This is a genomic window from Sinanaerobacter chloroacetimidivorans, assembly GCF_018128545.1.
GTDB lineage: Bacteria > Bacillota > Clostridia > Peptostreptococcales > Anaerovoracaceae > Sinanaerobacter > Sinanaerobacter chloroacetimidivorans.
The window spans coordinates 1-13,169 of record NZ_JAGSND010000032.1; the positions used below are offsets into that span (position 1 = coordinate 1).

At 52.8% G+C, this 13,169-nt stretch carries 19 protein-coding genes; all 19 read right to left on the reverse strand.

The features are described 5' to 3' along the window. Positions 1-23: 23 nt before the first annotated feature. A complete protein-coding gene (locus tag KCX82_RS22100) occupies positions 24-302 on the reverse strand; it encodes a DNA cytosine methyltransferase (protein WP_465250700.1) in 279 nt (92 codons plus the stop codon). Next, positions 299-703 carry a DUF7768 domain-containing protein gene (locus KCX82_RS22105; protein WP_227020621.1) on the reverse strand — a complete coding sequence of 135 codons (405 nt, stop codon included), beginning with the start codon at positions 701-703 and terminating at the stop codon, positions 299-301. The genes KCX82_RS22100 and KCX82_RS22105 overlap by 4 nt, the downstream gene beginning before the upstream one ends. Then, positions 700-1,596, reverse strand: a complete 897-nt coding sequence (locus tag KCX82_RS22110) for a conjugal transfer protein TrbL family protein (RefSeq protein WP_227020622.1) — start codon at positions 1,594-1,596, stop codon at positions 700-702. The genes KCX82_RS22105 and KCX82_RS22110 overlap by 4 nt, the downstream gene beginning before the upstream one ends. A gap of 68 nt (positions 1,597-1,664) precedes the next feature. Next, positions 1,665-2,117 (reverse strand): hypothetical protein, encoded by a 453-nt coding sequence (locus KCX82_RS22115; protein ID WP_227020623.1) that lies wholly within the window; start codon positions 2,115-2,117, stop codon positions 1,665-1,667. A gap of 13 nt (positions 2,118-2,130) precedes the next feature. Then, positions 2,131-2,469, reverse strand: coding sequence for a DUF3852 domain-containing protein (locus tag KCX82_RS22120; protein WP_227020624.1), 339 nt, complete (start codon positions 2,467-2,469; stop codon positions 2,131-2,133). A gap of 87 nt (positions 2,470-2,556) precedes the next feature. Beyond that, on the reverse strand, positions 2,557-4,248 hold the full coding sequence (locus tag KCX82_RS22125) for a DUF8193 domain-containing protein (RefSeq protein ID WP_227020625.1): 1,692 nt from the start codon (positions 4,246-4,248) through the stop codon (positions 2,557-2,559). Positions 4,249-4,314: 66 nt separating this feature from the next. Beyond that, positions 4,315-4,869, reverse strand: coding sequence for a DUF6550 family protein (locus KCX82_RS22130; RefSeq protein ID WP_227020626.1), 555 nt, complete (start codon positions 4,867-4,869; stop codon positions 4,315-4,317). 95 nt (positions 4,870-4,964) lie between these two features. After that, complete coding sequence (locus KCX82_RS22135; protein WP_227020627.1) at positions 4,965-5,516, reverse strand: hypothetical protein; 552 nt, start codon at positions 5,514-5,516, stop codon at positions 4,965-4,967. Next, on the reverse strand, positions 5,513-5,908 hold the full coding sequence (locus KCX82_RS22140; protein WP_227020628.1) for a DUF4320 family protein: 396 nt from the start codon (positions 5,906-5,908) through the stop codon (positions 5,513-5,515). Before KCX82_RS22140 ends, KCX82_RS22135 begins: the two co-directional genes overlap by 4 nt. Then, entirely contained in the window at positions 5,902-6,276 is a 375-nt protein-coding gene (locus KCX82_RS22145; RefSeq protein ID WP_227020629.1) for a DUF3848 domain-containing protein, read from the reverse strand. The genes KCX82_RS22140 and KCX82_RS22145 overlap by 7 nt, the downstream gene beginning before the upstream one ends. 19 nt (positions 6,277-6,295) lie before the next feature. Beyond that, a complete protein-coding gene (locus KCX82_RS22150) occupies positions 6,296-7,165 on the reverse strand; it encodes a secretion protein F (protein WP_227020630.1) in 870 nt (289 codons plus the stop codon). 8 nt (positions 7,166-7,173) lie between these two features. Continuing rightward, positions 7,174-8,103, reverse strand: a complete 930-nt coding sequence (locus KCX82_RS22155; protein ID WP_227020631.1) for a type II secretion system F family protein — start codon at positions 8,101-8,103, stop codon at positions 7,174-7,176. Next, positions 8,103-9,527 carry a type II/IV secretion system ATPase subunit gene (locus KCX82_RS22160; protein ID WP_227020632.1) on the reverse strand — a complete coding sequence of 475 codons (1,425 nt, stop codon included), beginning with the start codon at positions 9,525-9,527 and terminating at the stop codon, positions 8,103-8,105. The genes KCX82_RS22155 and KCX82_RS22160 overlap by 1 nt, the downstream gene beginning before the upstream one ends. Continuing rightward, the gene (locus KCX82_RS22165) at positions 9,524-10,336 is read right to left on the reverse strand and encodes an AAA family ATPase (RefSeq protein ID WP_227020633.1); all 813 of its coding nucleotides are present in this window, start codon (positions 10,334-10,336) and stop codon (positions 9,524-9,526) included. Before KCX82_RS22165 ends, KCX82_RS22160 begins: the two co-directional genes overlap by 4 nt. A 1-nt stretch (position 10,337) precedes the next feature. Beyond that, positions 10,338-11,180, reverse strand: coding sequence for a Flp pilus assembly protein CpaB (gene cpaB / locus KCX82_RS22170; RefSeq protein ID WP_227020634.1), 843 nt, complete (start codon positions 11,178-11,180; stop codon positions 10,338-10,340). 13 nt (positions 11,181-11,193) lie between these two features. Next, positions 11,194-11,637: a prepilin peptidase gene (locus tag KCX82_RS22175; protein ID WP_227020635.1), complete on the reverse strand. Its 444-nt coding sequence runs from the start codon at positions 11,635-11,637 to the stop codon at positions 11,194-11,196. Beyond that, on the reverse strand, positions 11,627-11,890 hold the full coding sequence (locus KCX82_RS22180) for a DUF6133 family protein (protein WP_227020636.1): 264 nt from the start codon (positions 11,888-11,890) through the stop codon (positions 11,627-11,629). Before KCX82_RS22180 ends, KCX82_RS22175 begins: the two co-directional genes overlap by 11 nt. A gap of 63 nt (positions 11,891-11,953) precedes the next feature. Next, the gene (locus KCX82_RS22185) at positions 11,954-12,361 is read right to left on the reverse strand and encodes a SpoVG family protein (protein ID WP_227020637.1); all 408 of its coding nucleotides are present in this window, start codon (positions 12,359-12,361) and stop codon (positions 11,954-11,956) included. A gap of 68 nt (positions 12,362-12,429) precedes the next feature. Continuing rightward, complete coding sequence (locus tag KCX82_RS22190) at positions 12,430-12,990, reverse strand: YodL domain-containing protein (RefSeq protein WP_227020638.1); 561 nt, start codon at positions 12,988-12,990, stop codon at positions 12,430-12,432. Positions 12,991-13,169 lie beyond the last annotated feature (179 nt).

The window sequence follows — 13,169 nt, forward strand, 5'->3', positions numbered from 1 at the left end:
AGTTTTCATGAAGAAGCGGCCTATTAAGCGGCTTTCTCGTCTGACTTCGGGATAATTATTTCTTCGGTATTATCCTGGCATGGAGAACCCCCGCAGACCACGTCCACGGAGGCAAGCTCGGTTCCTTTCAGTTTTGTGATGTCACCGACATGGAGCATTTCCGGAAACCGTATTTTCGTGACTTCAATGGGAAACGGCTCGATTTCGCTGGCCCACACAGGTGTGAAACCCTGTCGGACGCCTGCCAGCGGAAATCCGCCGATCCCATCAAACAGGCTTCCGAGGGACAGCGATATGGTCACAATAGCAGCTTCATGTCAGAGGAAGGCGTTTCCTCCGGCATGACTATTCTTTCTTCAGGATCGTTGTATTTCATGTGACATCTTCCTTGTATCTGTTCTGCTGATATCCTTCTGATGAGAACGTCAAGCCGCTGGGCTTCCGCGATTTCACAGCTCATGCCATGGCTGATACGCGAACCGCATATCCATAGCTCGTCGCATGAAGCCAACACCCGCAGCCCCATTTGAATACCAATCACTCGCTGGGCGGGTATGCTGTCATCCAGTATTTGCGGATATATCAGGTGGACGGCGACAGGTGCACAGCCATGCTCCGCAGCATAAAAGCAGGCATCCTTGGCAAACCTGATGTTGGTTTCAATGTCCCCCGCGTAAGGGGAGCAGATATATACCAGCTTCATTTCGCAGCCACCGCCTTCACCACGGTTCTCGTCATGTTGACGGCGGTCTGCGCCGTATAAACCGCGCTCATCAGGTTGCCTTTGGTGCTGGTGTCCAGCCCAAAAGCTCCGGCAATTCTCGGCACCTCTCCGGCTGCCAGCATCAGCCCAAGCCCAAGCAGGGCGTGATCTTTGACCACCATAAGCCCTGCGATGAGGATTATGGACTGCAGGAAGGCTGTCAGGCAAAGACCGATAATCTGCTTGCTCCAGCTGACGAAGCCGTCAAGATACCCGCGTGGAACAGAGAACATATACAGGCTGCCGACTGCGATCTGAATGAGCAGGATGCCGCCCCTTTTCAAGTTGGCGAAAAACACCTTGATCACGGCATAGCCCATAAGGATGACGATAAAAAGCATCATGATCGGGCTGGTGACGGAGCCGAAGCCGAAAACGCTTCCCGCGTTTTCAAGGCTTCCGGCCGCACTCAGTTCACTGATGATGTTGCTTGCGATGGTGTCTATTCCAGTGCCGAACCCTGTGATTCCAGCCGTGAGACTGCTCTGCAGGGAGATGGACAGCTTATATAGCTCCACCGGCACGATGGAGAACAAACTGACAGCCATAAAGCCTTTAATGGCATTCATGGCGGCGTCCTTGATGCTGCCCCTGCCGTTCTGGTACTCGATGCCGCACTCAAAGGCCGATACCACCAGACCGGTCCCATAGAGCGCCCAAGCCAGATAAACAAAAAACAGGACGATGGACTTCACCCAGGTCATATCAAACAGGTCGGCGCCCATGTTGTTCATCTCGGTAAAGAAATTACCGAGGAAGCCGATTATCTGACCGTAAAACCAATCGACAATCTGTCCCAGCACGGTGTCGGCGACAAAATCCCATATAAACATGGGTTGTCACCTCCTTTCCAGATAAAAAATATAGGAGCCTGTTTACACAAGCTCCCGAAAAAAGCTATTTACATCCCCCGCATTGTCAGGCCATTTTCACTCTGGCCAGACTGCTCCATCTCCAGCTTCGGTTCACGGTATACGTCAAGGTAATCGTTGATAGCCTCGGATATCCGATCATAGTCCGCCTTATTCGGCTTGTAGACATACCAGTCGATTTCCTCCCCATACTTCCATATGTACGGGGTAATGCCATTTTTGAAGTTCGGATTGCTGACTGCTTTTTTGCCGAGCAGGTCGGAGAATCGCAGCGTTACAGAGTCCACCGGTCCGTCGTTGCGGTTGATTATGGTTGCCTTGATAGCATCGTAATGGTCCGCCACACCCATTGTGACAAATTCGACTCTCACACGGAGGCTGTCGGTGAGCTGTCCGAAGAAAGCCCTGCCGACAAACCTTTTATCAGAGATAGCAGCGTCATTTCCAAACAGCTTACGCAGCTCCTGTTCAAAGTAGTTCATCTTTTCGCGCCTCCTACATCCCGAGTATCTGCCAGATGTATAGCGGCGCGGTCAGGGTGAACACGAGGCAGGCGAATAGGATCGCCGGGGCCGCCCATTCAAACTGTCCGTGCTTACGGTAGTCGAAGTAGGCCGTTCCGAGCTTGGCGAAGAAAAACACCGCCAGAATCAGGTCGATTGCCGGAAATACCACCTTGTTGACCACGGTCTTAATCTGGTCGGATGCGTCGTTCCAGGTGTTTTCGATTGCTCCGGCCACATCTCCTGGAGGTGCGGCATAGGCGGTTGTGCAGAGCGCAAAGCCCAGCAGCAGCACCAAGAGGAGAACAGGCAGGATTCGTTTCAGTTTCATGAGGATAACCACCTTTCTTGTATTAATTTTGGGTATAAAAAAAGACCGCAAAGTTCTTGCCCTGCGGTCGTGTTTCTTTTCTGCTGGTTACGGTTTTACCGGAGCGATGTGCCAGTCATCCCAAAGGCTGCCTCTGATATTCACCGAGTCGGTGAGGTTCATGGAGAGCATACCGGCCGGAGTCCAGCAGTCGATGAGCCAGGTATACGGCGTGTAGCTCCCATCGGGGAACCATATGGGGGTGAAGTGCGTCCGGCGCTTGTAGGTCGAGTATTTGTTGGACTTAAACTCAAATTTTGAGCTGTATCCTGCCTGTGCGTGCTCCAGCAGCCGCCAGTAGGTTTCGTATTTGAATTCGGGGAAATATGTGACGGCGTTCTGTGCGTCGGTCACCGCCGAAGATTGGTTGGTGCTGACATTGGTAGTGACGGTCTGGTTGATGCCGTATCCGCTTTTCATGGTTTTTCCGGATGGGGTCGGGGCTTTAGCGTCCGGCACGACATTCATGGAGGCTGAAAGACTGGCGGAGTATGAGAGCCAGTCGAACTCCCACCATCCGTGATCGCACCAATAACCGTCCTCATCCGTTCCATGCCATACCCAATAGGCATGCCACCATGGACGCCATACGCCCCAAGAAGCAGAGGTTTTCTGTGCCTTGCCGGGTACAGTAACTGCAGAATATGAGTCGTTCCGGTCGTCAGCCACCGGATTTGGCGGATCGTTCTTTGACAGATCCACTATCCTTGCCGTGATTGTCCCCTGACTTGCCGAGCCTCCGCCCGATACCGACACATGAATAGTCATGGTCTGCGGGCTGGACGGCGTCCTCCAGCGCACCCACGCAAGCTGACTGTCGCCTGCCGGATAGTATATGGTACCAACAGTATAGGTCTGACCGCCGATGGTAAAATACACGGTGACAGGATGGTCGGGATCTGATTGACCTCCCCGAACAGTCACCGATGTAATGACGTCGGTGTTAACCCTATACTCATAATCAGCAGCCGTTACCTCCGGAGGCTCCGGCTCCGCCTCATTGAAGCGCACTATGCCAAGACCGAGGGATGAAATTATGTCCGTATTTGAAGCGGCTGTGGTCGTGGAGCCATCCCATGCCGGGTAGCCGAGATCCGGCGTTTCAAGGAACATCGCCAACGGCAGGTTCTTATGACTGAGGGATACCATTTTGCTCCGTAAGCCACCGTTCAATTGCTGATCAAAAAGCGCGGCTTCCGTTGCGGTCATGGCGTACTTGATTCCGCCAAAGGTCATGTAGGCGATGGGTTCCAGCAGGAGCTTGTATTCGCCATTGGTTAAAATCTCGTAGTTCATACCTGTGACCTGAGCGACGGTCATGACCATATACTCGGAGCAGAAGTATTGTTTTATCTGCTCGATGCTTGCCTGCCCGCTGCTGGTGCTTATTATTCTCGGCATAGCAATATCCGGCTTTTCACAAACATACGTTGTCGTAACAGGAGACAAGGTTCTGCCAGCTGTATATGATATTTTTGATACCTTTCCAAAATGTACGGCTATTGATGGTGTCCTGTTTGAGAAATCAACAGGTGTGGTAACAGGTGATCTGTCGCTGGCTCGAACCACCGTAACCCTTACGCCTTCATCACCGCCATTCCAGTAATTTTCATTGGTTCCGCTGCCCATTCCACTGCCGCCGTTATCTATGTTGCCTTCACCATCGGCGTAGGCCGTAACAGGCAAAAGCATAGAGAGCAGCAGAACCAGCACAAGAAAAAAGCTGAGACGTCGTTTCATACAATACCTCCATTAACAGCAAAAAGCACCGATTACTCGGTGCTTTTTACCTTATATGAGTTGTTCTTAGTCCATGTTTCCGACTTGCTTATTAATATCACCATCGGAGCCAACATCGTTTTGCTGTACTCCGCCGCCGTTATCGTCTATCCAGCCGAAGCCGGGGACATATATTTTACCGTCCTTTTTATCTCCGGACTCGGGTGTACCAGATGGGGGATTCTCCGGCTTCGTCACCTTGTCATGCTCCACAGGGGTAACCTTATCTACTTCCTGGCCGTCCGGCGTTTTGGACGGGTCGGTCTTTACCTCCTGCGGTGGTTCGGCGGGCTTGGTGACCTCCGCCTGTATGCTCTGTTCGGTTCCGGTAGAATCTCCGGTATCCGCAGGCAGAGCCGAAGACTCAGTCGGATTGATGGACGGCACGGTTACCTCCGTTGACGGTGAAGGAATGACATCAGCGGGGTTTACCTCGTCAGATACTGTACTTGAGGGCTGGACGGATACTCCTTTGGGAGCTACCGGCTCAAACTGCGAGGCTATTGCTATCACAAGTACGACGCACACCACGCCGAGTCCGGCGATGGTCAGGCGTTTTTTTGTTTTGTCTGTCAGTTTCATTTAGGATACCTCCTTGTGTAAAAGTCGATGTATCTTTTCAATGACACACCATACTACAAAAGTTTCCAGAAGTCTATTGCCAATCCGAAAACAGATCAAAATATCGGCATATATTTGGCCTGGACCCTGAGATTTATCGTCATAGGCGGCAGGCTATTCCCGCCAAAGGACACCGGAACCTCCAGCCGTATGACCACATCAGCCAGCAGACCTTTTGAATTATCGGGACTTGCGGGAGCCAGCGGCATGTTATCAAGGTCGACAGAAAGTCCGGACAGCCTAAACTCCATGTCATCACCGGCATATTTCATATGGTAGCCGTTTTCCTGCCGAAGTCCCAGCAGCTGATCCAACCTACCATATATATCGCCATAATCCAGATTTTCTTGAAAGTCGGAGGCGCTTGGCTGATATGCTCCGCTGTAACCTTCCCGAACACCGTGGTACACATTGTCGTAGTTGTCGTTGATTGTCGAAATAACAGCGGACTGTACGGCATCCCGAACACCCTGGGCTACAATCATCAGCCGTATGGATTCGGAAATTCCGCAAAATACAATCACAAGCGAGAGGGTAACGGCAACGACAAGCGGAAAGGACGAGCCTCCTTTGCTTCTAAGTATATCATAAATTCTGCCAATTTTCATTTCCAGTACACCTCGCTCTTTCCGCTGGCCTCAGCCTTCAGGGTGACGGGAAAGCTCCCGAAGCCGCCGAATATGCCGATGTCGGTCTGAACGATGACGGTCACGGTGAATTCCTCATTGAGCTGAAGCCTTCCGGTTTTCGACCACGATACATTCGGGGCAAGTCCTGTTTTCTCGGTGAGAACCTGCGCACGAAGGGTAGTTTCGCTGCCGACGCGCCCGGCAATCTCCGCCTCACGGCAGAGTTCCGTGGCGTAGGTATCCAGCTTGTTTTTTGTTACGAACACCGGCAGGACACTCACCGCCAGGGCGATGACCAGCATCACGCACAGCACCAGCACCGCCACATCGATATACCCCTCTCCGCGTTTACTTTTGAGCAGCTTCAGCACATCCGCACCCCCTGTTCAGGTGAGAGATAGGCTTCATCCAACTCATAGTCCTGCTCGGCATCCCGCGTATCGGCAATCGACCAGAGCGCATGTCTCATATCCTCGTCATAGACCATTTCCGAGCCGTTTTCCTCACTCCACTTGTCTCGAACCACCTCCAGCGGATTTTTGAAGCGCAGCAGGTATGCCAGATGCTCCTTATCATACCCGCCGTTTTTCAGTTCCTCATACACCAGCTTGGTGGCGGCGATTTCCTCCGCTTTTTCAATAAGCTGGAGCGGCTCCAGCTTCACCCACTCCTTCATGAAGGAGATATAGTTAGCTTCGAGCTTTTCCGAAAGCTCCTTTTCAATATCTTTTTTCTCCATTTCTCATTCACACCTCCCTCTAAAACATTGTGTCGAGCGAGCTTAAAATCTCCATGACGATGATTGCCATGTAGGTGAGTAGGAAGCACATCAGCATGACAAATGAGAAAATCCTGATCTTCGGCGGAATCTTCTGCGCCTGGCCTTTGAGCCGTTGAAGCTCCAGTGCCTTGAAGTCGTGAGCCAGCATCTGAAAATACACGGTGCTGTCATCGCCGCGCAGGACGCCGATGAGTCCTCTGACCACATCGGAGAGCATGGGTGAATTGAGCCTTGCCTCAAACCTTGTCAGCGCCGCCTCGTAGGAGGACGAGCGCATATCCGCTGTCAGCACGTCCAGCTCGCTGGCAAATGCGGGACCGGCGTTCTTTTTGTAGTTTTCCATCATCGCCAGCACATCACGGCTGGACTTCAGGGTCTGTTCAATGGTGGAAACAAACCTCGGCAGCTCGCCCTCAATCTGCTCCCGCTTTTCCTTGAGCTGCTCGTCAGCCTTACGGGTTTCCTTGAAATATGTCAGGACCGCAAGGATAATCAGCACCGGCGAGAGCAGCGGGAGGACGAACAGGCAGGGTATCACTCCCAGCAGGATGGCTCCGGCTTTCGTGATGGCGTAAGCCGAATAAACCTCCGGCGTCATGCTGATGCCGGCAGCTTTCAGGACGTTTGCCATGCGACTGCGCTTGTACTCATCCATCCTGATGTATCTTGAGAGCTTGGCCGCTCCCGTCATGAGCCATGCCTCCAACGTTTTGGCCGCCTTTTTATTCTTCCTTCCCGCGTTCAGCATAGCTTTGGCCGCACCCATGGAGGGCAGCTTCAGAAGACTTGCCAAAATGAAATACAGGCCCGCGGCAAGGAGTATTCCGGTAAAAAACAGTTGTGTCATTCTTTCCGTCACCTCCTGTACTCGATGGGCTTGGTCAGTCTGATGACAAAAGCCGTAGAGATAAATATCGCCGCGGCGCAGACCGCGAGGATGATTTGCCCCACCGCCGTATGCATCAGGGTGTGATACCAGTCCTTGTTGAGAAAATACATGATGGGCACATTGCCTGCTACCAGCAGGGCCATGATGATGAATTCCTTGCGAGGTTCAAACACCAGGTATTCCAGCTCGGCGTTCACAATGCGCATGTCTGAGAGCTTTGAAACAATCGGGGTCAGCGTAGTCTTGAGGCTGCGGTCGTGCTGGCAGGCGGCGATGGCGTCGCACCACTCATGGAACACCTCGTTGTCGATTTTGGGCTTCATATCATGGAGCGCCTTGTCCAGATCGGGGTCGATGAGCTTCACCTGCGTTTGAAATCCCGCGAACACGCTCCGCACGGGAGGATTGAGATACTGGATGCTTTCCTCCACCGCAGTAAGGATATCCTCGCTTCGCAGGTATGCCGTGGTGATGATGGACAGCGCCGTTTCCAACTCCGCAGCGATGTTCTTTTTGTAATGCGTGGCTGTCAGCCTGATGTACCAAAAAGGGATGAACATCATACCGATTGCCGTCACCGGCACGAGGAATACGTTGCCTATAAGGATGGCAAGGCTGGCGCCTACCGCGAGGAACACCAGCGACGCCGCACAGATCATGGAGAAGCGAGAGCTTCGCCCGGTTATGGCGAGTATCTCCTGCACCTCGGTGATTTCCCTGCGAAGGAAGGACGGCTTTCTACGCCGGGCGGTTTCGTTGATCTCCGCCTTAATGCTCTTGTTTTTGCGTGTTAGAAACCCGAACAGCCCGTTGGTAAACTCCAGCGGGGAGAGTCTGAGCAAAAGAAAAGCGCCGGTGATAAAACCGGCACAGGCAATTAAAAGGATTGTCATCATCAGGCAACACCTCCCGCCGCAAGGATTTGTTTCAGGGTATCCTGAGGCATCCCGTTTTCCAGAAAACGCTTCTGAAGGCTTGGGGAGATTCCCTGCAGCACGCTGTGGCAGCCGTTTATGATGAATTTGCCGTCCTCCACGCGGTTCTCTGTGATTTGGAACTGGAACAGGCTGCGGAAGTTGCGTGTGCCGTCCGGCAGGATTTCGCACTCCATAATCTCCATCAGCTTTCTCTGCTTGTTCTCCAGCTGTTTGGAGAAGACCACGATGGGGAAAGCTTCCGTCACCAGATCCATGAGCGTGTTGTCCGCCATGTCATATTTCCTTTTGCACAGAGTGACCATGCGGCGCCAAGTGGCTTCGCAGCTGTTGGAGTGGATGGTGGTTAGTACCGTGTGTCCGGTTCTGGCCGACTCCTGGGCGGCATAGGCTTCCGGTCCGCGCATCTCGCCCACGCAGATGATTTCAGGGTTAAAGCGCAGGGCCATGTCCAGTAAAATGTCCTGATCAATGTTCTGTTTGTCGTTTTCGCTCATGCGGGTCAGGGTATGGATGACGCTGTTGCACACCTTGCCGTCCTTTTGGCGTACCAATGCTAGTTCGCGTGAGCCGTTTTCGATGGTGAATATTCTTTTGCTATTCGGTATGGTGGTCAGAAGCCATCCTGCCAGCGTGGTTTTGCCGGAGCTGGTGGCTCCTGCTACACAGACCGAAATGCCGTATCTGAGGCACTCAGCCAGAAAGTCCAGCATCGGTCCGGTAGCCGTTCCGCCTCGGATGAAATCCTCTCTTTGCATGGATTGAGGGTTCACGATACGGATGGAAGCGGATACCCCCACGTCCTCGTCCACCAGCGGGGTTTTCAGCACGGCGATACGGATGTTTTTGGAGAGATGCCCCAAAATGGCGGGGCTGGCGTTGTCCAGCACCATGCCGGACACATGAAGCATACGGCGCACTACGTTGATGGCGTGTTCGGGGCTGTCAAAGCGCTCATCCAGCTTTTTGGTGACTCCGCTGCTGTACTGCACCTCGATGTCGTTCCAGGCGTTGACGTCGATTTCCTCGATGCCTGCGCCGAAGATGTATTTTGTCAGAAATGAAAACTCAGCCATCTCTGTGTACAGGGCGTCCACCAGCTGCTCCTGTGTCATGCCCGCAACAGTAATTCGGTAATCCTGAACATATTTGGTGATGTACCGCTTGATCTGCGCCTTGACTTCCTCTGTGCCGCCATCAGTGATCAGCGCGGCATATTTGCTGGAAATGTACTCCTGCACCTCATGTAACACAGAATTGAAATCCCTGGCAGCTTCATTGGATGAAAAAAACAGGCCCTGATTGCCTGTCATGGTGACGCTGTGCGGCCTGTCGTCTGTCAGCGGCGGGATAATCACAGCCTTCCTGCGATTCTTTCTGCTCATACGCCGAACACCTCCTTTGCGAGCCGGGCGATTTCCTTGCGGAAGCCCCTGCTGTCCTTGAGCGTCAGCTCTCCCAGCATGTTCCCCGCAAGAGCCAGATTATCCAGCTCGTCCGAATGTGGAAGCTTGAAGGCGACATTGCCCAAGACCGACTCTATATGCTCTCCCGCCTGATTGGATTTGATGTTGGAGGCTACCTTGTACTGCTTATCGGCGTCCCATTTCTGATCCTTCAGGAGCGGGAGCTGGCTGGACAGGTAGCTGACGGATTTCAGGTCGCAGTTTACCAGCCGAAGAACCGAATCAGCCTCCAGCAGGGAAACCGCCGACAGGATATCGTGGGCGATGGCACTTCCGCAGTCGATGATGATGTACGGCGCAACGTCCCGCAGATGGTCGATCAGCTCGGCAGCAAGCTCCTGGGAATACGGCGGGTAGGTAAACACATTCTCGCCCTTGAGCATGCCGATAATGGTCAGGTAGTCCAGCTTCTTATGGGTGACGCAGTTCTGCTTGATGAGCAGGTCCGTCACATGGGTGGCGGCGAGGATGCTGCCGAGGGAACGCTCGCATTCCAGGTCGCTAGGCGGACAGATGCAGGGCAGCATGGGCGTGGTCATGTCACATAGTAGCAGGGCCACGTTCTTTTTCTGATCCGCCAGATACTTTGCGAGGCGAACACTCACCGTGGTCTTTCCGCTGCCGGGACTGCCCCATACCGCAAGCACCTGCACGTCCTGCGCCGGTTCCTCCGGCACGAGCTCAGCCTGCTTGCGGGAGAAGACGCTCCCTTTCATGAAATTGAGCATCTTACTCACCTCCGGCTTCCTGTACGGGATTTTCAGGCACAGCAGGCGCTTCCTGAATTGGCGGTTGTCCGGTCTGTGAGGACGTCTGCGCCGCAGGCTTCGGATAAAGGATTTTTATTACCTTGTCCTGAAGCTCTGTAAATTTTGCGGCAGCTTCTTTGGAGCCTCTGTAAACGAGGGACAGATGGAGTTTGGCGTCCGCCTCCAGCTCCGCGAGGATTTTGGCCTGCTCCGGCGAGACCAGCAGGGTGACGGTGGCGGGGAGCTGCTTCTCACTATTATCCTTTGCGGACGAATCTGTGTTGGCGTCCTGCTGATCCGTGTCATAGCCGGAGCTGGCGGTCACGCCGATGACCTCCACATAGGTCAGCTCCGGAGGGATTACGGTCAAGCCCTGCTTTTTATAATCCGGCGCGATAACCGATACAATGTCGCCGGAAATCAGCTTGCCGGACAAACCTCCGGCAAAGTTTTTTATGCTGACGGATATGGCCTGCTTATCGCCATTGAGGTTATACAGGTAAGCGTTCTCCGACGCCGGAGTATCCGACAGCTTGGCGGGGAGGATATAGTCGCCGGGCGCGAGATCTGCCACAGCATATTTGCCGAGTACAGCGTCCTGCTGCTTTATTACATCCTCCGGCAGGTTGTAGCCGCCGACCTCCACGCTCTGGAGCATATCCTTGGTGATTTCGCCACCGGCTTTTATGTCCTTAACCACACGGATGACAGTCGTTTTCTGAGATACGCTCTGATTAAAGAGCGGTGTCAGTCCAAAGCAAATAATTAATGCCAGCACGATGCAGATTACTCCCAGCACCGTGCGGTTTTTGAGAAAACTCATAGGGTGTTCCTCCTTAAAATATGAAATAGGCTGCGAGGCAGCCGAGGGAAAGAAAAGGCGCGAGAGGATATGCTTTTTGAACAGTCCTCCCGCGTAGCCTTTGGATTATGATCTTGCCTGCATGGAATACCAGCAGAGCGGTTAAGCCTATGACCGTGGCGGTCATGATTTTAGTGAAGCCCAGCACCAGCCCTGCCGCCGCCATGAGCTTGATATCTCCGCCGTCAATACCGCCGAAAAACAGGGCGATAATAAGGAAGAGTACAGCGGCGAGGATACCAGATAGCTTCATCGTTTCAAATGTGAGCAGGCCGGTCAGGGCAATTCCGAGGCTGATTTTGTCGGGGATTATTCGCTTTTGAATGTCGAAGACCGAGGCCGCAAGGAGCAGGGCAGCAAAAAAGCCGCCCTGCACAAGCGGCGTAATCTGGGACAATGCGTCCAGATCAGTTCCCATAGTTGAACATATCGACAATACGCTGCTTCAAGGTAGGCAGAACCGTTTCGCCGAACAGGGCATAGAGACCGCCGAGGACAAGGGCGCCAATGACGACGGCCATCAGGATTTTGATGGCTGTATCTACGAAGCCTTCACCGCTCTGGGAGCAGAGAAGAGTGCGGGACTTAAGGAGCATTGCTGTGGCTTTGACCACTACCTTGGTGATCATTTCGTTTGCCTTGTTGATGATGTTTTTTACGAGCTTTTTCATTGTGATTTACCTCCAAATTTTTTTGTTTATGGTTGTTATGGATATCAAAAGGGAAAGGCGGGCTTATATCCCCGCCATCTTAATGCCGGAGTCCTGCTCCGGCTGCTCAAAAGGGGGCGAATCCACAGCCTTCTGCTGCTGGCTCTGAGTGAGAGCCAGGTTATACGCCTCGATGACCGCATTGTTCAGCTGCTCCCTGAATTCCTTGGTAACCGGAAAGCAGATGTCCTTGTACTCGCCGTTACCCGCCTTATAGCTGGGCATGGCGACGAACAAGCCCTTGGTGCTGTCCATAATCTTCACGTTCCTGATTGCGAAGCAATCGTTGAGATTCACGGATGCATAGGCACGGAGATTACCCTCCGGACGGATGGAGCTGATTTTAACGTCCACCTTCATGGGCATTGGCTGCTCGGCTGCGGTCTGCGCAGCTTCCTGCACGGTATTAGCCGCTTTCTGTGTTTTAGGCATTTGTGTTTCCTCCTTCTTAATTATTTTTGTCGTATAAAAAAACAGCCTTCCGGCTGCGGGTGATGAGGTTACATACTAATTGTCGGGCCTTGGTACAGCTCCTGCTCCGGCGGCTGGAAGGATACCTCCTTAAAGCCGAAGCGGTCTACATAGTGAAAGGTGCTGCCTGTATCGTCATATAATTCGATAACATCCGACATGGAGAGGCTATGCCCCTCATAGCCAGATGGGTGGGCGAGGTTAAATTTGGCGAATAGCTCGTCCAGATTATTGGTATTCACCTCGCCGTCATAGACTGTCCTATAATTGTCCGGGTCCGGCTCACCGAAACGTTCCAGAAGCTCGTCATATCCGATGAATTTCATCATGGGGTCAACGTCGGGTCTGAGTTGCCAGACACGGCACTTCTTCAGAAGCTGTGTATTGCCCTCCGGATCGAGCTTCCCCTCCGCCAGCCTTTCATAGGTGCCGGACGTCCACTCGATATCGAAGCCTCTGGTGTTTGAGAGATAGGACTTTAGCTCGTCATTCTCAAACATAGGGTCTACCACGGCCTTGCCCTTTTCGATATATCCTGCTGTGTTGCCGTAGTAGAGGATTCGGTTGTTTTTAATTTGAATACCGCTCATGAAAACTCCTTTCCCGGCATTGAGATTGCCGTGTTACTCAAAATAGAAGTTAACGGAGTAAGTGATATTGCTCTTGTTGTAGGGTAGGCAGCCAACGCCACACCATATTTCTATGGCAGGTTTTTGTCTGCCCCCCTCCGAACCGTACGTACACCTTTCAATGTATACGGCTCTCCAAT

What these genes read in the sequence shown, in the direction of transcription:
- KCX82_RS22105 (WP_227020621.1), bottom strand. Translation starts at nt 703, where the DNA reads ATGAAGCTGGTATATATCTGCTCCCCTTACGCGGGGGACATTGAAACC.
- KCX82_RS22110 (WP_227020622.1), bottom strand. Translation starts at nt 1,596, where the DNA reads ATGTTTATATGGGATTTTGTCGCCGACACCGTGCTGGGACAGATTGTC.
- KCX82_RS22115 (WP_227020623.1), bottom strand. Translation starts at nt 2,117, where the DNA reads ATGAACTACTTTGAACAGGAGCTGCGTAAGCTGTTTGGAAATGACGCT.
- KCX82_RS22120 (WP_227020624.1), bottom strand. Translation starts at nt 2,469, where the DNA reads ATGAAACTGAAACGAATCCTGCCTGTTCTCCTCTTGGTGCTGCTGCTG.
- KCX82_RS22125 (WP_227020625.1), bottom strand. Translation starts at nt 4,248, where the DNA reads ATGAAACGACGTCTCAGCTTTTTTCTTGTGCTGGTTCTGCTGCTCTCT.
- KCX82_RS22130 (WP_227020626.1), bottom strand. Translation starts at nt 4,869, where the DNA reads ATGAAACTGACAGACAAAACAAAAAAACGCCTGACCATCGCCGGACTC.
- KCX82_RS22135 (WP_227020627.1), bottom strand. Translation starts at nt 5,516, where the DNA reads ATGAAAATTGGCAGAATTTATGATATACTTAGAAGCAAAGGAGGCTCG.
- KCX82_RS22145 (WP_227020629.1), bottom strand. Translation starts at nt 6,276, where the DNA reads ATGGAGAAAAAAGATATTGAAAAGGAGCTTTCGGAAAAGCTCGAAGCT.
- KCX82_RS22150 (WP_227020630.1), bottom strand. Translation starts at nt 7,165, where the DNA reads ATGACACAACTGTTTTTTACCGGAATACTCCTTGCCGCGGGCCTGTAT.
- KCX82_RS22155 (WP_227020631.1), bottom strand. Translation starts at nt 8,103, where the DNA reads ATGATGACAATCCTTTTAATTGCCTGTGCCGGTTTTATCACCGGCGCT.
- KCX82_RS22160 (WP_227020632.1), bottom strand. Translation starts at nt 9,527, where the DNA reads ATGAGCAGAAAGAATCGCAGGAAGGCTGTGATTATCCCGCCGCTGACA.
- KCX82_RS22165 (WP_227020633.1), bottom strand. Translation starts at nt 10,336, where the DNA reads ATGCTCAATTTCATGAAAGGGAGCGTCTTCTCCCGCAAGCAGGCTGAG.
- cpaB (WP_227020634.1), bottom strand. Translation starts at nt 11,180, where the DNA reads ATGAGTTTTCTCAAAAACCGCACGGTGCTGGGAGTAATCTGCATCGTG.
- KCX82_RS22175 (WP_227020635.1), bottom strand. Translation starts at nt 11,637, where the DNA reads ATGGGAACTGATCTGGACGCATTGTCCCAGATTACGCCGCTTGTGCAG.
- KCX82_RS22180 (WP_227020636.1), bottom strand. Translation starts at nt 11,890, where the DNA reads ATGAAAAAGCTCGTAAAAAACATCATCAACAAGGCAAACGAAATGATC.
- KCX82_RS22185 (WP_227020637.1), bottom strand. Translation starts at nt 12,361, where the DNA reads ATGCCTAAAACACAGAAAGCGGCTAATACCGTGCAGGAAGCTGCGCAG.
- KCX82_RS22190 (WP_227020638.1), bottom strand. Translation starts at nt 12,990, where the DNA reads ATGAGCGGTATTCAAATTAAAAACAACCGAATCCTCTACTACGGCAAC.